The organism is Bacillus sp. MT(2024), from assembly GCF_036362845.1.
Taxonomy (GTDB): domain Bacteria; phylum Bacillota; class Bacilli; order Bacillales; family Bacillaceae; genus Bacillus; species Bacillus velezensis.
The window spans coordinates 623,843-641,182 of record NZ_CP143632.1; the positions used below are offsets into that span (position 1 = coordinate 623,843).

At 49.5% G+C, this 17,340-nt stretch carries 18 protein-coding genes and 2 riboswitches; of the genes, 17 read left to right on the forward strand and 1 reads right to left on the reverse strand.

Annotated elements, in window-relative coordinates; genetic code table 11:
* Nucleotides 1-53: 53 nt before the first annotated feature.
* Nucleotides 54-155: riboswitch (purine riboswitch) on the forward strand.
* Between the two features lie 133 nt (nt 156-288).
* The 17 genes from VP472_RS03265 (at nt 289) to purD (ending at nt 16,879) form a co-directional block, all read left to right on the forward strand.
* Entirely contained in the window at nt 289-1,611 is a 1,323-nt protein-coding gene (locus tag VP472_RS03265; RefSeq protein WP_003155780.1) for an NCS2 family permease, read from the forward strand.
* A gap of 197 nt (nt 1,612-1,808) precedes the next feature.
* Complete coding sequence (locus VP472_RS03270) at nt 1,809-2,591, forward strand: hypothetical protein (protein WP_014304542.1); 783 nt, start codon at nt 1,809-1,811, stop codon at nt 2,589-2,591.
* Between the two features lie 138 nt (nt 2,592-2,729).
* Nucleotides 2,730-2,903, forward strand: coding sequence for a Fur-regulated basic protein FbpA (locus VP472_RS03275; RefSeq protein ID WP_003155777.1), 174 nt, complete (start codon nt 2,730-2,732; stop codon nt 2,901-2,903).
* Nucleotides 2,904-3,021: 118 nt separating this feature from the next.
* Nucleotides 3,022-3,576 carry a DUF2179 domain-containing protein gene (locus tag VP472_RS03280; RefSeq protein WP_014469850.1) on the forward strand — a complete coding sequence of 185 codons (555 nt, stop codon included), beginning with the start codon at nt 3,022-3,024 and terminating at the stop codon, nt 3,574-3,576.
* Nucleotides 3,573-3,770 (forward strand): NETI motif-containing protein, encoded by a 198-nt coding sequence (locus tag VP472_RS03285; protein ID WP_007609843.1) that lies wholly within the window; start codon nt 3,573-3,575, stop codon nt 3,768-3,770. Before VP472_RS03280 ends, VP472_RS03285 begins: the two co-directional genes overlap by 4 nt.
* Nucleotides 3,771-3,848: 78 nt before the next feature.
* A riboswitch (purine riboswitch) is annotated at nt 3,849-3,950 on the forward strand.
* Nucleotides 3,951-4,082: 132 nt separating this feature from the next.
* A complete protein-coding gene (gene purE, locus VP472_RS03290) occupies nt 4,083-4,571 on the forward strand; it encodes a 5-(carboxyamino)imidazole ribonucleotide mutase (RefSeq protein ID WP_146276264.1) in 489 nt (162 codons plus the stop codon).
* On the forward strand, nt 4,525-5,706 hold the full coding sequence (gene purK / locus VP472_RS03295) for a 5-(carboxyamino)imidazole ribonucleotide synthase (protein ID WP_042634928.1): 1,182 nt from the start codon (nt 4,525-4,527) through the stop codon (nt 5,704-5,706). The genes purE and purK overlap by 47 nt, the downstream gene beginning before the upstream one ends.
* The gene (gene purB, locus VP472_RS03300; RefSeq protein WP_146276266.1) at nt 5,706-6,998 is read left to right on the forward strand and encodes an adenylosuccinate lyase; all 1,293 of its coding nucleotides are present in this window, start codon (nt 5,706-5,708) and stop codon (nt 6,996-6,998) included. Before purK ends, purB begins: the two co-directional genes overlap by 1 nt.
* 75 nt (nt 6,999-7,073) lie before the next feature.
* Complete coding sequence (purC, locus tag VP472_RS03305; protein ID WP_014417101.1) at nt 7,074-7,793, forward strand: phosphoribosylaminoimidazolesuccinocarboxamide synthase; 720 nt, start codon at nt 7,074-7,076, stop codon at nt 7,791-7,793.
* Nucleotides 7,793-8,047 carry a phosphoribosylformylglycinamidine synthase subunit PurS gene (purS, locus tag VP472_RS03310; protein WP_003155758.1) on the forward strand — a complete coding sequence of 85 codons (255 nt, stop codon included), beginning with the start codon at nt 7,793-7,795 and terminating at the stop codon, nt 8,045-8,047. Before purC ends, purS begins: the two co-directional genes overlap by 1 nt.
* On the forward strand, nt 8,044-8,727 hold the full coding sequence (gene purQ / locus VP472_RS03315; RefSeq protein ID WP_007609853.1) for a phosphoribosylformylglycinamidine synthase subunit PurQ: 684 nt from the start codon (nt 8,044-8,046) through the stop codon (nt 8,725-8,727). The genes purS and purQ overlap by 4 nt, the downstream gene beginning before the upstream one ends.
* Entirely contained in the window at nt 8,711-10,939 is a 2,229-nt protein-coding gene (purL, locus tag VP472_RS03320; RefSeq protein ID WP_146276268.1) for a phosphoribosylformylglycinamidine synthase subunit PurL, read from the forward strand. The genes purQ and purL overlap by 17 nt, the downstream gene beginning before the upstream one ends.
* Nucleotides 10,915-12,345, forward strand: coding sequence for an amidophosphoribosyltransferase (purF, locus tag VP472_RS03325; RefSeq protein WP_060674456.1), 1,431 nt, complete (start codon nt 10,915-10,917; stop codon nt 12,343-12,345). The genes purL and purF overlap by 25 nt, the downstream gene beginning before the upstream one ends.
* Before the next feature lie 91 nt (nt 12,346-12,436).
* Nucleotides 12,437-13,477, forward strand: coding sequence for a phosphoribosylformylglycinamidine cyclo-ligase (gene purM / locus VP472_RS03330; RefSeq protein ID WP_003155753.1), 1,041 nt, complete (start codon nt 12,437-12,439; stop codon nt 13,475-13,477).
* Nucleotides 13,474-14,061 (forward strand): phosphoribosylglycinamide formyltransferase, encoded by a 588-nt coding sequence (gene purN, locus VP472_RS03335; RefSeq protein ID WP_003155752.1) that lies wholly within the window; start codon nt 13,474-13,476, stop codon nt 14,059-14,061. The genes purM and purN overlap by 4 nt, the downstream gene beginning before the upstream one ends.
* Nucleotides 14,058-15,596 carry a bifunctional phosphoribosylaminoimidazolecarboxamide formyltransferase/IMP cyclohydrolase gene (gene purH, locus VP472_RS03340; RefSeq protein ID WP_146276270.1) on the forward strand — a complete coding sequence of 513 codons (1,539 nt, stop codon included), beginning with the start codon at nt 14,058-14,060 and terminating at the stop codon, nt 15,594-15,596. The genes purN and purH overlap by 4 nt, the downstream gene beginning before the upstream one ends.
* Nucleotides 15,597-15,610: 14 nt before the next feature.
* Nucleotides 15,611-16,879, forward strand: coding sequence for a phosphoribosylamine--glycine ligase (gene purD / locus VP472_RS03345; RefSeq protein WP_146276272.1), 1,269 nt, complete (start codon nt 15,611-15,613; stop codon nt 16,877-16,879).
* Nucleotides 16,880-17,015: 136 nt separating this feature from the next.
* Here the strand turns inward: purD and VP472_RS03350 are convergent, their stop codons facing one another.
* Nucleotides 17,016-17,246: a YgaP family membrane protein gene (locus tag VP472_RS03350; protein WP_017419030.1), complete on the reverse strand. Its 231-nt coding sequence runs from the start codon at nt 17,244-17,246 to the stop codon at nt 17,016-17,018.
* Nucleotides 17,247-17,340 lie beyond the last annotated feature (94 nt).

Consider the following 17,340-nt stretch of genomic DNA (forward strand, 5'->3'; position numbering starts at 1 on the left):
GATTGTTCGTTTTTTTTATTGAGTTTTCAAAATTGAATTGATACAATAGACTCAGAAATCAAATATGCAGATATCGTATAATGGCGGGGATATGGCCCGCAAGTTTCTACCAAGCTACCGTAAATGGCTTGACTACGGATCAATCTCAATCGTTTGATATAAATAATCCATTCTTATTTATTCAGACTGAACGTATGTAGTCAAGCGTCCCAAAATGTTATTTGGGGCGTTTTTTATTTGGCGGATAACGGGCAGAATAAATGGGAGAGAATGAAGGAGGCAATTGGCTTGAAGCAATTTTTTCAGTTTGATGAGCTGGGGACAAGCTATCGTAATGAAATCATCGGCGGTTTAACGACCTTTTTGTCAATGGCGTACATTCTGTTCGTCAATCCGCTGACATTGTCTTTAAACGGTGTGAAAGGATTTCCCGAAGCATTGAAAATTGATCAGGGCGCGGTGTTCACCGCTACAGCCTTGGCATCTGCGGCCGGCTGTATTTTAATGGGGCTCATTGCAAAGTATCCGATCGCGATTGCGCCGGGTATGGGATTAAACGCGTTTTTTGCTTTCTCTGTCGTACTCGGCATGGGGATTTCATGGCAGGCTGCGCTTTCCGGCGTCTTGATTTCCGGAATTATCTTCGTGGCGCTTTCACTGACGGGATTGCGGGAAAAAATCATTAATGCGATTCCGCCTGAGCTGAAATTGGCGGTCGGCGCGGGTATCGGTTTGTTTATCACATTTGTCGGTTTGCAGGGTTCGGGCATTATTGAAGCGAACTCATCGACTTTGGTGTCTATCGGCAATATTCACAGCGGCCCTGTGCTGCTGACGGTTTTCGGTGTTATTGTGACGGTCATTCTGATGGTGCTTCGCGTAAACGGCGGCGTGTTTATCGGAATGCTTCTGACGGCGGTTGCCGGTATGATCTGCGGGCTGATTCCGGTTCCGACACACATTGTCGGCAGCGTGCCGAGTCTTGCGCCGACTTTCGGACAGGCGTGGATGCACCTTCCGGATATCTTCTCCGTACAAATGCTGATTGTCATTTTAACTTTCCTGTTCGTCGGATTTTTCGATACGGCCGGTACGCTGGTAGCTGTAGCGACACAGGCCGGACTGATGAAGGAAAACAAACTTCCGCGCGCGGGAAGAGCGCTTCTGGCAGATTCAACATCAATCGTTATCGGAGCCGTGCTCGGTACGTCTACAACGACTTCTTATGTTGAATCCAGCTCAGGCGTTGCGGCGGGGGCGCGCTCCGGCTTCGCGGCTGTTGTGACGGGCATTCTCTTTTTGCTGGCGATGTTTTTCTCGCCGCTTCTGTCAGTTGTCACCACGAATGTGACGGCTCCGGCTTTAATTATTGTCGGCGCGCTGATGGTGGCGCCGCTCGGTAAGATCGCCTGGGATAAATTCGAGGTGGCTGTTCCGGCATTTTTAACGATGATTATGATGCCGCTGACGTACAGTATTGCGACGGGGATTGCGATCGGTTTTATTTTCTACCCGATTACAATGATCTGCAAAGGAAAAGGAAAAAGCGTTCACCCGATTATGTACGGGCTGTTCGTCATCTTTATCCTGTATTTCATCTTCTTGAAATAACGGAAAAACCGGCTGAGGACAGCCGGTTTTTTGTTTTTGTCCTATTCCGTAAAACCAATACATACTATAAAACGTCATGTGGGTGTCCGGGTGAAGAAAACCGCTTGACTGTTTAAGGCCGCTTCGGTACCTTATATAAGTGTTTTATTTTCTTGCTTAACAAATTCCGCCGTATTTTTTTGATAGGAGTTGCTGACATGACGGAAGAAAGAAAAGAAACGTTGGAAGAAGAAAAACAGCATCAGGGAACTGATGAAGAACCGCTGTCGAGAATGTCCAGAAATGCGGGACGTTATCAAAAGCAAAAGAAAAAAGAAAAGGAACGGCGCCCGGCTCCGGCTTTTACAGAAAAACTCGCTTCTGCATGGGCCGCGGTCAAACGTTATTGCCGTTTCGCGCTGCGCATTTTGACATCACCGGTGAAGGTCGTTGGGGAAGATGGCTTTTCCCGCTTTAAATATGCTCTTATTTCAATGCTTGTATTCAGTATCTTTTTCTCAATCGGAAATTGGTTTCAGCTGAGGGCAAGCCAGCAAAGGCCTCTCGGATACGGGGAGCGGCATCATACGTTTTTTGACGGCTTTACCGTCGTTCTCGTGTACACGCTCGTCTTTTTTGCCGCTGCGGCGGGCGCGGTCTGGCTTGTATCACGTTATATGATGAAGCAGAAAATTACGATGCGGGATGCGGCCGCGGGGGTCGGATCGCTTTTGGTTCCGGCTGTCGCCTGCTCTATCGTGTGGATGATTTTCGCGATATTGAATCTGCCGGTCATCACCGTGGTGTTTACGGCGCTGACCTTGTTTCTGGCCGCCTCGGCGATGGTGCAGTTTGTGCAGATTCTATACAAATCGGCTGAAAAGCCTGCGGCTGACGTGATGTACTGTATTTCCGCGGCGGTCATCATCATGCTCGTTTTTACGGCTGTGACATGGCCGCTCATTTCCGAGTACTTTACTGCTTCGCTGATCCCTTTATAAGTCGAAATTTGTCTTTCACAATGTTTACAAATTTTTCTAATAAAGCGTGTTGTTTTGAGGACCCGGCCGAGATATGATGAGAGCAACAGCAATTCGAAAGCGGCACTACTCTTTATGATTCGGAAAGGGATGATGAAGATGGCCCCGTTGTTGCGAGAAGCCATTAATCGGAAAAAACAGCACCTGAGGACAAAACTGATCCGCTCTGGGTTTTATCAAGACCATGTTCAGGAACTGTCCGGATACACGCTGAGTGAACTTGAGAAGGAATATGAAGCCGTCAAACGATTGAAAAAAGCCGAGCTTCACTGATAAGAGCTTGAAAGTCTGCCTTGCGGGGCGGGCTTTTTTTTCTTTTGAAAATGATGAAAAGAGGGTAAACTATCCTTAATTGAAAGATTGGCTTTTCAAAGTCAGAGGAGGGGAATCAGTGATGCAGACAATTTTATCCAACAGTATAGGTATGGTTCTCATTATTCTCATCATTAACATTATATATGTCTCTTTCTTTACGATCAGGATGATTCTGACATTAAAGGGACAGCGCTATTTCGCCGCAGGCATCAGTACGATTGAAATCCTTGTGTATGTGACCGGCCTGAGTCTCGTTCTCGGCAATCTGAATCAAATTCAAAACGTCATTGCCTATGCGCTCGGCTACGGCCTCGGCGTCATAGTGGGAATGAAAATTGAAGAAAAACTGGCGCTCGGCTACATAACAGTCAACGTCATTACGAAAGAGCTTGATCTGGACCTGCCGAAACAGCTCCGGGAAAAAGGATACGGTGTTACAAGCTGGGTTGCGGGCGGACTTGAAGGAGACCGGACCGCCATGCAGATTCTGACGCCGCGCAAATATGAGCTTCAGCTTTATGATACGATTAAAACGCTTGATGAAAAAGCGTTTATCATCGCCTTTGAGCCGAAAACGATCCACGGCGGATTCTGGGTGAAAGCAGTGAAGAAGAGGAGAATTAAGGAATGACAAAGCCAAAAAAGAAACGGTTTGAAGTAACGGAAGATGAAACGATTGACACCATTCTCACTTTAATGAAGGAAGAGGGTTATATGCCCGTCCGGCGGATGGAAGAGCCGATCTTTACAGAAAAGAAAGAAAATGGATCAATTCAAGTCGTTCCTTGCGGGAAAAAAATCGTATTTGAAGGGAAATTGATCTAAACACGAACATTAAAAGAAAGAATTTTTATATCGTTCGATAATGTCGTTGACATTATCCAAGTCCGTTGTTAAGATAAACATGAAATCAAAACACGACCTCATATAATCTTGGGAATATGGCCCATAAGTTTCTACCCGGCTGCCGTAAACGGCCGGACTATGCAGGAAAGTGATAAACAGCTGACATGGATATCGCAGAAGCGAACGACTGACGATACGCGCGCCATGCCCGGTTTGTATTGCTTCCTCATAGTTGCAATATAAGCCGGGCTTTTTTTTCTGAAAAACAAAGCATGAGAAGGTGGGAACAGAATGCAGCCGCTAGCAGGAATCATCATGGGAAGCACCTCCGATTGGGAGACAATGAAACATGCATGCGACATACTTGACGAACTTCACATTCCTTATGAAAAACAGGTGGTATCCGCGCACCGGACGCCTGATTTGATGTTTGCATATGCAGAAAGCGCCAGAGACAGGGGCTTAAAAGTCATTATTGCCGGAGCCGGGGGAGCGGCGCATCTGCCGGGAATGACGGCGGCCAAAACGACGCTGCCGGTGATCGGCGTACCGGTTCAGACGAAATCGCTTAACGGGCTTGATTCTCTTCTGTCTATCGTACAGATGCCCGGCGGCGTGCCGGTCGCGACGACGGCGATCGGAAAAGCGGGCGCAGTGAACGCGGGTCTGTTAGCCGCGCAGATTTTGTCGGCATTTGACGGTGACATTGCGGATAAACTAGAGGCGAGAAGAAATGCGACAAAACAAACGGTGCTGGAAAGCAGTGATCAGCTTGTCTGATAAAAAAACGATTTATCCCGGCGCCGTCATCGGCATTATCGGAGGCGGACAGCTCGGAAAAATGATGGCTGTCGCCGCAAAACAGATGGGCTATAAAGTCGCAGTCGTCGATCCCGTGAAAGACTCGCCATGCGGACAGATCGCCGATATTGAGATTACCGCCCAGTATAATGACCGTGAAGCGATTCAAAAATTGGCCGGAGTCAGTGACATCATTACGTACGAATTTGAAAATATCGATTACGAGGCGCTCAACTGGCTCAAAGAACATGCATATCTTCCCCAGGGAAGCGAGCTGCTGCTCATCACCCAAAACAGGGAAACGGAAAAAAAGGCGATCCAGTCAGCGGGCTGTCAAGTCGCTCCTTATCGGATCGTAAACAGCGGACGGGAGCTTGAGGAAGCTGTTCAGGCCCTGGGGCTCCCGGCTGTGCTGAAAACATGCCGCGGCGGATATGACGGCAAAGGCCAATTTGTCATTAAGGAAGAAGGACAGACAGATGAAGCGGCCGCGCTGCTAGAAAACGGCACGTGCATACTGGAAAGCTGGGTATCATTCCGGATGGAGCTTTCCGTTATCGTGACGAGATCGGTGCACGGTGAGATTTCAACCTTTCCGGCTGCTGAAAATATCCACAAAAATAATATTCTGTTCCAAAGCATCGTGCCCGCGAGAGCGGAGGAAACGGTTCAAAAGCGGGCAGAGGCGCTTGCCGTTCAGCTCGCGGAGAAATTGGAGCTTGTCGGGCCGCTTGCGGTGGAAATGTTCGTCACAGAAGACGGAGACCTTTTGATCAATGAACTGGCGCCGCGTCCTCACAACTCCGGGCATTATACGCTCGACCTTTGTGAAACGAGCCAATTCGAACAGCACATCAGAGCAGTCTGCGGACTTCCTCTCGGCAGAACCGATCTTCTCAAACCGGGGATGATGGTGAATCTGCTCGGTGATGAAGTGAAGCTTGCGGAGGAGCATACGGAGCTTTTAAAAGAAGCCAAACTGTACCTGTACGGAAAACATGAGATTAAAAAAGGCCGCAAAATGGGGCATATGACATTTTTGCGGAAGCCTGATGAAACATGGATTCAGGACATCACGAACATATGGATGAAAAGAGACGGAGGACGAGCATAATGATCGAACGTTATTCAAGACCTGAAATGTCCGCGATCTGGACGGACGAAAACAGATACCAGGCATGGCTGGAAGTCGAGATTTTAGCCTGTGAAGCCTGGGCTGAGCTTGGCGTCATTCCGAAAGAAGACGTCAAGGTCATGCGCGAAAACGCGTCTTTTGACATCAACCGCATTTTGGAAATCGAGCAGGATACGCGCCATGACGTCGTTGCATTTACCCGCGCGGTTTCAGAATCATTAGGCGAAGAAAGAAAATGGGTCCACTACGGCCTGACGTCAACAGATGTCGTGGATACCGCTCTTTCCTATCTATTAAAACAGGCGAATGAGATCTTGCTCAAGGACATTGAGAGATTTGTTGACATTATAAAAGAAAAAGCGAAAGAACATAAATACACGGTCATGATGGGCCGCACGCACGGCGTACACGCGGAACCGACGACATTCGGCCTGAAACTCGCGCTTTGGCACGAAGAAATGAAACGCAACCTTGAACGTTTCAAGCAGGCAAAAGAAGGGATCGAAGTCGGGAAGCTTTCCGGCGCGGTCGGCACATATGCAAATATTGATCCGTTCGTAGAGCAGTATGTCTGCGAAAAACTCGGCCTGAAAGCGGCGCCGATTTCCACTCAGACATTACAGCGCGACCGTCATGCGGATTACATGGCGGCACTGGCTTTGATCGCGACGAGCATTGAAAAATTCGCAGTAGAAATCCGCGGTCTCCAAAAGAGTGAAACACGTGAAGTGGAAGAGTTTTTTGCAAAAGGACAAAAAGGCTCATCAGCTATGCCTCATAAACGGAATCCGATCGGGTCGGAAAATATGACGGGCATGGCGCGCGTGATCCGCGGGTACATGCTGACGGCATACGAAAATGTACCGTTATGGCATGAGCGTGATATTTCTCATTCATCAGCTGAACGCATCATTCTTCCTGACGCGACAATCGCGCTGAATTACATGCTGAACCGATTCAGCAATATCGTCAAAAACTTAACGGTATTCCCGGAAAATATGAAACGCAACATGGACCGCACACTCGGTTTAATCTATTCTCAGCGCGTGCTGCTCGCTTTAATCGACACGGGTCTGCCTCGTGAAGAAGCATATGACACGGTTCAGCCGAAAGCGATGGAAGCTTGGGAAAAACAAGTGCCGTTCCGCCAGCTTGTCGAAGCGGAGGAAAAAATCACGTCCCGCCTCACACAGGAACAGATTGCCGATTGCTTTGACTACAATTATCATCTGAAAAACGTCGACTTGATCTTTGAGCGTTTAGGTTTATAGAAGAAGCCAGCCGGAGGCGGCTTCTTCAGCCGCCGTAGATTGAATATTCCCAACATTCGGGTTAGGAGGCCTTCCGTGAATATTGTGAACAATAATCTTCTTTATGAAGGAAAAGCGAAACGAATTTATCAAACTGAAGACGAACAGATTCTCCGCGTGGTCTACAAGGATTCCGCAACAGCCTTTAACGGTGAGAAAAAAGCGGAGATCAGCGGAAAGGGCCGTCTGAACAATGAAATTTCAAGCCTGATTTTCAAACATCTGCACGCCAAAGGAATTGACAACCACTTTGTGGAGCGTGTTTCAGAATCAGAGCAGCTCATCAAAAAAGTGAGCATCATTCCGCTTGAAGTCGTGGTCAGAAACATTGCCGCCGGAAGCATGTCGAAACGTCTCGGCATCCCGGAAGGAACTGAGCTTCCGCAGCCGATTATCGAATTTTACTACAAGGATGACGCACTGGGTGATCCGCTCATCACTGAAGATCATATCTGGCTCTTAAAAGCAGCGGCTCCTGAGCAGGTCAAAACGATCAAATCGATTACAAACCAGGTGAATCAAGAGCTGCAGCATATTTTTGAAGACTGCGGCGTCAGATTAATAGATTTTAAGCTGGAATTCGGCTTAGACGCAGAGGGACGGGTGCTTTTAGCGGATGAAATTTCTCCTGACACGTGCCGTCTGTGGGACAAAGACACAAACGAAAAGCTCGATAAAGATTTGTTCAGACGGAACCTGGGAAGCTTAACCGACGCATATGAAGAGATTTTCAAAAGACTGGGAGGCATTTCATAATGTATAAAGTGAAAGTTTATGTCAGCTTAAAAGAAAGTGTGCTCGATCCTCAAGGAAGCGCGGTGCAGCATGCATTGCACAGCATGACCTACAATGAAGTGCAGGATGTGCGCATCGGAAAATACATGGAGCTGACGATCGAAAAATCTGACCGCGATCTTGACGCGCTCGTGAAAGAAATGTGTGAAAAGCTCCTTGCCAATACAGTCATTGAAGACTACCGATATGAAGTTGAGGAGGTTGTCGCACAGTGAAATTTGCGGTGATTGTGTTACCCGGCTCCAACTGTGATATTGATATGTTCCACGCCGTAAAGGATGAACTCGGCGAAGAAGTCGAGTATGTCTGGCACGAGGAAACAAGCCTTGACGGATTTGACGGCGTGCTCATTCCCGGAGGGTTTTCATACGGCGACTACTTGAGATGCGGCGCCATCGCCAGATTCGCAAACATCATGCCGGCCGTGAAAAAAGCGGCTGCCGAAGGAAAACCGGTTCTCGGCGTCTGCAACGGATTCCAGATTCTGCAGGAGCTCGGACTTCTGCCAGGCGCGATGAGACGCAACAAAGATTTAAAGTTCATCTGCCGCCCGGTTGAATTAATCGTGCAGAACGGCGATACGTTATTCACATCTTCATATGAAAATGGACAATCGATTACGATTCCGGTTGCCCACGGCGAAGGCAATTTCTACTGTGATGACGAAACGCTTGAAAGATTAAAAGAAAACAATCAAATCGCCTTCACATACGGCGGCGATATTAACGGAAGCGTCAGCGGCATTGCCGGCGTCGTGAATGAGAAAGGCAACGTATTAGGCATGATGCCTCACCCTGAGCGCGCAGTCGATGAACTGCTCGGCAGCGCAGACGGTCTTACATTGTTCCGGTCTATCGTGAAAAATTGGAGGGAAACTCATGTCGCTACTGCTTGAACCAAGTAAAGAACAAATAAAAGAAGAGAAACTCTATCAGCAAATGGGTGTCAGTGATGACGAGTTCGCACTCATTGAATCTATTATCGGAAGATTGCCGAACTACACGGAAATCGGGATTTTTTCCGTGATGTGGTCAGAGCACTGCAGCTATAAAAACTCAAAACCGGTTTTACGCAAATTCCCGACTAGCGGCGAACGCGTGCTGCAGGGTCCCGGAGAAGGCGCGGGAATCGTTGACATCGGTGACAATCAGGCGGTCGTGTTCAAAATTGAATCGCATAACCATCCGTCAGCGCTTGAGCCATACCAGGGTGCTGCGACCGGAGTGGGCGGTATCATCCGTGACGTTTTCTCAATGGGCGCCCGTCCGATAGCTGTATTAAACTCTCTTCGATTTGGTGAACTCACTTCACCTCGTGTGAAGTACTTGTTTGAAGAAGTAGTGGCGGGAATCGCGGGATACGGAAACTGTATCGGCATCCCGACGGTCGGCGGAGAAGTGCAGTTTGACGCTAGCTATGAAGGCAATCCGCTTGTCAATGCAATGTGCGTCGGCTTGATTGATCATAAAGATATTAAAAAAGGCCAGGCGAAAGGTGTCGGCAACACGGTCATGTACGTCGGCGCTAAAACGGGCCGCGACGGCATACACGGCGCTACTTTCGCATCAGAAGAAATGTCAGATTCATCTGAAGAAAAACGTTCTGCCGTGCAGGTCGGCGATCCTTTCATGGAAAAACTTCTCCTGGAAGCATGTCTTGAAGTCATCCAATGCGACGCCTTAGTCGGCATTCAGGATATGGGGGCGGCCGGTCTGACAAGTTCGAGTGCTGAAATGGCAAGCAAAGCCGGCTCCGGCATTGAAATGAACCTTGATCTCATTCCGCAGCGGGAAACGGGTATGACCGCTTACGAAATGATGCTTTCCGAGTCTCAGGAACGCATGCTTCTCGTCATTGAACGCGGACGTGAACAGGAAATTGTCGATATTTTTGATAAATATGATCTTGAAGCGGTTTCCGTAGGTCATGTTACGGATGATAAAATGCTCCGCCTCCGCCATAACGGAGAGGTTGTTTGCGAACTTCCGGTCGACGCACTGGCAGAAGAGGCGCCTGTATACCACAAACCGTCAGCGGAACCTGCGTACTACCGCGAGTTTCAGGAAACAGAAGTTGCCGCGCCTGAAGTGAAAGATGCGACAGAGACGCTTTTTGACCTGCTGCAGCAGCCGACAATCGCCAGCAAAGAGTGGGTGTATGATCAATATGACTACATGGTGCGTACAAATACGGTGGTCGCTCCCGGCTCTGACGCGGGAGTGCTCAGAATCCGCGGCACGAAAAAAGCGCTGGCGATGACGACGGATTGCAACGCCCGTTATTTATATCTTGATCCAGAAGAAGGCGGAAAAATCGCCGTTGCCGAAGCGGCGCGCAACATCGTATGCTCCGGCGCCGAACCGCTTGCGGTCACGGATAATCTGAATTTCGGAAACCCGGAAAAACCTGAAATTTTCTGGCAGATCGAAAAAGCGGCCGACGGCATCAGCGAGGCGTGCAATGTTCTCAGCACACCCGTCATCGGCGGTAACGTATCACTTTATAATGAATCGAACGGAACGGCCATCTACCCGACGCCTGTTATCGGCATGGTCGGCTTAATTGAAGATACCGCTCATATTACGACACAGCATTTCAAACAAGCGGGGGATCTTGTATACGTGATCGGCGAAACAAAACCTGAGTTTGCCGGAAGCGAACTGCAAAAAATGACAGAAGGCCGCATTTACGGCAAAGCGCCGCAAATCGATCTTGATATAGAGCTGTCACGCCAAAAAGCATTGCTTGACGCAATTAAAAAAGGCCTCGTTCAATCCGCGCATGATGTGTCTGAAGGCGGCTTAGGCGTAGCGATTGCAGAAAGTGTCATGACGACGGAGAACCTTGGCGCCAACGTGACTGTTGAAGGGGAAGCGGCATTATTATTCTCTGAATCTCAATCCCGCTTCGTCGTTTCGGTCAAAAAAGAACACCAAGCGGCGTTTGAAGCAACTGCGGCTGATGCGGTTCATATCGGTGAGGTAACGGCTGACGGACTTCTGGCGATTCAAAACCAGGACGGACAACAATTGGTTCACGCGCTAACGAAAGAACTTGAGCGCGCGTGGAAAGGAGCTATTCCATGCTTGCTGAAATCAAAGGCCTGAATGAAGAATGCGGTGTGTTTGGCATCTGGGGACATGAAGAAGCCCCGCAAATTACGTATTACGGCCTCCACAGCCTCCAGCACAGAGGACAGGAAGGCGCGGGAATTGTCGCGACTGACGGCGAAAAGCTGACGGCGCACAAAGGCCAAGGGCTGATTACTGAAGTATTTCAAAACGGCGAGCTCAGCAAAGTAAAGGGAAAAGGCGCGATCGGGCACGTTCGTTACGCAACGGCTGGAGGAGGCGGATATGAAAATGTTCAGCCGCTCCTGTTCCGTTCGCAAAACAACGGCAGCCTCGCGCTCGCCCATAACGGCAACTTGGTCAACGCCACACAGTTGAAGCAGCAGCTTGAAAACCAAGGGAGCATTTTTCAGACTTCCTCCGATACGGAAGTGCTGGCTCATCTGATTAAACGCAGCGGACACTTTTCGCTGAAGGATCAGATCAAAAATTCGCTATCTATGCTGAAAGGCGCTTACGCCTTTTTAATCATGACAGAAACAGAGATGATTGTAGCGCTTGACCCGAACGGACTCAGACCGCTGTCAATCGGCATCATGGGCGATGCTTATGTGGTCGCTTCAGAAACGTGCGCATTTGACGTCGTCGGCGCAACGTACCTTCGCGAGGTAGAGCCGGGCGAAATGCTGATCATCAACGATGAAGGCATGAAATCAGAGCGCTTTTCCATGAATATCAACCGTTCCATCTGCAGCATGGAGTACATTTATTTCTCAAGACCTGACAGCAATATCGACGGCATTAACGTGCACAGCGCCCGGAAAAACCTCGGGAAAATGCTTGCCCAGGAGTCCGCGGTTGAAGCGGATGTCGTCACAGGCGTGCCTGATTCCAGTATTTCTGCGGCCATCGGCTATGCCGAAGCAACGGGCATCCCGTACGAACTCGGTCTCATTAAAAACCGTTATGTCGGCAGAACGTTTATCCAGCCGTCACAGGCTCTCCGTGAGCAAGGCGTCAGAATGAAGCTGTCCGCCGTCCGCGGTGTTGTCGAAGGAAAACGGGTCGTCATGGTTGATGATTCCATCGTGCGCGGGACGACAAGCCGCCGGATTGTCACAATGCTCAGAGAAGCGGGGGCGACAGAGGTGCACGTCAAGATCAGTTCACCGCCGATCGCTCATCCGTGCTTCTACGGCATCGACACATCAACCCATGAGGAGCTGATCGCTTCTTCTCATTCCGTGGAAGAAATCCGTCAGATCATCGGAGCCGACACGCTTTCTTTCTTAAGTGTAGACGGATTGTTAAAAGGAGTCGGCCGAAAATTTGAAGACACCAATTGCGGACAATGCCTCGCTTGTTTTACGGGCAAATATCCGACGGAAATTTATCAGGATACAGTGCTTCCTCACGTAAAAGAAGCGGTGCTGACAAAATAAAATGTGAAAATGATATAAAGGCAGCGGGAATTCAGGCTGCCTTTCTCTTTCTGCCTTTTAAGGAGAAACGAATTGACAAGGAGTGATAGGGATGTCTGATGCTTATAAAAATGCCGGGGTTGACATCGAAGCCGGATATGAAGCCGTCAAACGAATGAAAAAACACGTGGAGCGCACGAAAAGGCTCGGCGTTATGGGAAGCCTGGGCGGTTTTGGCGGAATGTTTGATCTGTCAGAGCTTCCGTATCAAAAGCCTGTTTTAATTTCCGGAACAGACGGTGTCGGCACCAAACTGAAACTCGCATTTTCAATGGATAAGCATGACACGATCGGCGTCGATGCGGTCGCGATGTGTGTAAACGATGTGCTTGCCCAGGGAGCGGAGCCGCTGTTTTTCCTTGATTATTTGGCGGTCGGCAAGGCTGATCCGGTGAAAATTGAGCAGATCGTTCAGGGTGTGGCGGACGGATGCGAGCAGTCAGGATCAGCGCTTATCGGCGGTGAGACGGCGGAAATGCCGGGGCTGTATACGTCTGATGAATACGATATTGCGGGCTTTTCAGTCGGCGTCGCGGAAAAAGACGAAATCGTCACCGGTGAACATATCGAAGAGGGGCATCTCTTAATCGGACTTACTTCAAGCGGCCTTCACAGCAACGGATTTTCCCTGGTGAGAAAAGTGCTTCTTGATGACGGCGGACTTGATTTGGATACTGTCTATGAACCGTTTGCGCGTCCTCTCGGCGAAGAATTGCTGGAACCGACGAGAATATATGTGAAGCCGGTGCTCAAGGCGGTGAAAAGCGGTAAGGTGGACGGCATGGCGCATGTGACAGGCGGAGGATTCATCGAGAATATCCCGCGGATGCTGCCGGACGGATTGAGCGCGGAAATTGATCACGGATCATGGCCGATCCCGCCGATTTTTCCGTTTCTGCAGGAGCACGGCAAGCTGAAAGAAGAAGAAATGTTCAATGTTTTTAATATGGGCATCGGTTTTGTCCTTGCCGTTAAAGAAGAAAACCTGACAGACGTCATCGGCACGCTTGAAGCTCAGGGCGAGAAGGCTTATCTGATCGGCCGGGTCAAGCGGGGCGAAGGCATTTCTTTCGGCGGTGCGGCTCTTTCATGAAAAAGTTTGCGGTATTTGCTTCAGGAAACGGATCGAACTTCGAGGCCATTGCCAAACGCATGAGAGAAGAGAAGTGGGATGCGGAGCTCTCGCTTCTCGTGACGGATAAGCCTCAGGCAAAGGCGGCGGAAAGGGCGGAGGCTTTACATATCCCGTCATTCGCCTTTGAACCGTCATCTTTTGAAAACAAAGCGGCCTTTGAACGGGCCATTATTGAACAGCTGCGTCTGCACGGGGCGGAATTAATCGTTCTCGCCGGCTACATGAGACTGATTGGAGATACGCTGCTTGAAGCATACGGGGGCCGCATTATTAATATACATCCCTCGCTTCTTCCGGCATTCCCTGGGATTGACGCTGTCGGACAGGCGTATCGGGCCGGTGTGAAAGTGGCGGGTATTACCGTTCATTACGTCGACGAAGGCATGGACACCGGACCGATTATCGCGCAAAAAGCATTCGAAATACAGGAAAACGATACGCTTGAAGACATAGAGCATACAATACACGAGCTTGAGCACAAATGGTATCCGAGCGTTGTGAAGCGGCTGCTGGGACTAAATAACAGAGGTGAAAAGGCATGACAATCAAACGCGCACTAATCAGTGTTTCTGATAAAACAAATCTCGTACCTTTCGTAAGGGAACTGACAGAGCTCGGCGTCGAAGTCATTTCGACCGGAGGAACAAAAAAACTTCTTCAGGAAAACGGTGTGGATGTCATCGGCATTTCAGAAGTGACCGGATTTCCTGAAATTATGGACGGACGGTTAAAAACGCTCCATCCTAATATTCACGGCGGACTGCTTGCCGTAAGAGACAATGAAGAGCATATGGCGCAGATCAATGAGCACGGCATTGCACCGATTGACCTTGTGGTCGTCAACCTTTATCCGTTTAAAGAAACGATTTCAAAAGAAGACGTAACATACGATGAAGCGATAGAAAACATTGATATCGGCGGTCCCGGCATGCTGCGCGCCGCATCGAAAAACCATCAGGATGTGACGGTCATCACAGATCCGGCCGATTACAGCTCCGTGCTCAATGAGATGAAAGAACACGGCGGCGTTTCACTCAAAAGAAAACGCGAGCTTGCGGCCAAAGTATTCCGCCATACCGCGGCATACGACGCATTAATCGCTGATTACTTAACACGCGAGGCCGGTGAGAAAGACCCTGAGCAATTCACCGTTACTTTTGAGAAAAAACAGTCGCTCCGCTACGGTGAAAACCCTCACCAAGAGGCGGTTTTCTACCAAAGCGCACTTCCTGTCTCCGGTTCCATCGCGGCGGCAAAACAGCTTCACGGCAAAGAGCTTTCTTACAACAACATTAAGGACGCGGATGCGGCCGTTCAAATCGTCCGGGAATTTACAGAACCCGCAGCTGTTGCCGTTAAACATATGAATCCGTGCGGAGTCGGTACGGGAGCTTCAATTGAGGAAGCATTCAATAAAGCGTATGAAGCTGATAAAACTTCCATTTTCGGCGGCATCATCGCGCTGAACCGTGAAGTTGATCAGGCTACGGCTGAAGCCCTTCACGGCATCTTTTTAGAAATCATTATCGCCCCTTCTTTCAGTGAAGAAGCGCTGAACGTGCTGACGGCGAAGAAAAACCTTCGTCTGCTCACGCTTGACGTGACCGCATCAGGAAAGAAAGAAAAACAGCTGACTTCCGTACAGGGCGGTCTTTTGATTCAAGATTTAGACGTCCATGGATTTGATGACGCCGACATCAGCATTCCGACAAAAAGAGAGCCGAGCGAGCAGGAATGGGAAGATTTGAAGCTGGCCTGGAAAGTCGTCAAACACGTGAAATCGAACGCGATCGTCCTTGCAAAAGACCATATGACGGTCGGTGTGGGCGCAGGACAGATGAATCGCGTCGGTTCAGCCAAAATCGCCATTGAGCAGGCCGGAGAAAAAGCAAAAGGCAGCGCGCTCGGATCAGACGCGTTTTTCCCGATGCCGGATACAGTCGAAGAAGCCGCAAAAGCCGGTGTCACGGCGATTATCCAGCCCGGCGGATCGGTCCGCGATGAAGATTCGATTAAAAAAGCGGATGAATACGGAATCGCCATGGTATTCACCGGCATCAGACATTTCAAACATTAAGGGGGGAACGAAGCGTGAATGTATTGATTATCGGAAAAGGCGGCAGAGAGCATACATTGGCTTGGAAAGCGGCGCAAAGCCCGCTTGTTGACACGGTGTACGCCGCGCCCGGAAATGACGGTATGGCAGACTGCGCGGCGCTGGTCAACATTGAAGAAAGCGATCATGCCGCACTCATTGCGTTTGCGAAAGAACATCATGTCGGGCTGACGATTATCGGCCCCGAAGTTCCTCTGATTGAAGGGATAGCCGACGAGTTTGAAAAAGCCGGACTGCTTGTTTTCGGACCGTCTGAAAAAGCGGCTATTATTGAAGGAAGCAAACAGTTTGCCAAGGATTTAATGAAAAAATACGGCATTCCGACGGCGGAGTACGAGACGTTTACTTCATTTGAAGAGGCGAAAGCATATGTACAGCAAAAAGGCGCGCCGATTGTCATTAAAGCGGACGGGCTTGCCGCCGGAAAAGGTGTCACAGTCGCGATGACGGAAGAAGAAGCGATTGAATGCCTGCACGATTTTCTTGAGGATGAGAAATTCGGGGAGGCGAGCGCATCTGTTGTCATTGAAGAGTTTCTCGCCGGCGAAGAATTTTCTTTAATGGCGTTTGTAAAAGGGGAGACCGTCTATCCGATGGTCATCGCTCAAGACCATAAACGCGCCTTCGATGGAGACAAAGGGCCGAATACTGGCGGAATGGGCGCCTACTCACCGGTGCCGCACATTTCCGATGATATCGTCAGAAGCGCAGTCGAAACGATTGTGAAGCCGGCGGCAAAAGCAATGGTGAAAGAGGGGCGCTCCTTCACGGGCGTGCTGTACGCGGGGCTGATTCTGACGGAAGACGGATCAAAAGTCATTGAATTCAACGCGCGCTTCGGAGATCCGGAAACACAGGTCGTCGTGCCGAGAATGGAATCTGACCTCATTCAGGTGCTCTTAGATCTTCTGCATGAGAAGGATGTTGACCTGAGATGGAAGGACACGGCCGCGGTCAGCGTTGTGCTGGCTTCAGAAGGCTATCCGGAAGGCTATGCGAAAGGGACGCCGATCGGCAGTTTGACGTCCGCTGAAGACGGGATCGCCGTTTTTCATGCCGGAACGAAAAAAGACGGCGGACAATTTGTTACAAACGGCGGCCGGGTCGCCAATGTCACGGCATTTGCTGAAACATTTGAAGCGGCGAGGGATAAAGTGTACAGCGCCGTTTCAGGGCTGACAAAACACGGACTGTTTTACAGAAGCGATATCGGCGCCCGTGCGCTGAAAGCATCGCAGCGATAAAGAGGAAACCCCCGCGTCTTAAAAGATGCGGGTTTTCTTCTGAATGACGACTAAGATTGTCGATTTGCCGTGAGAGATGGTTCTTCTCGGAATCGTGATAACAGGAGAAAATAAAATAACACGCCGAAACGGCTTGTTATTTTTCTTGCTGATGGCTGTCATCCTGATTCATTCCTGTCTGGAACATATATGTCACCGGACAGAAGCGGAGGATGCCGGACGCCGCTTTCATCGCGCCCATCATCATACAGAAGAGATGCATCTTGCACCAAGGTTTTCTCGTGTATTTCGCTGAAGCGGCAGACAAAATGGTGAGGCCGCAAGTGATGCGCATAACGGCATTTAATAAACTGATATTCGGTTTCATCATTTCAGCTCCCTAGAAAAAGTTTTTCATTCATCTTCAATAATTTGTAACGTTTTAGCCGTGCGATAATTGTGCGGATGTGATACGATGGGTC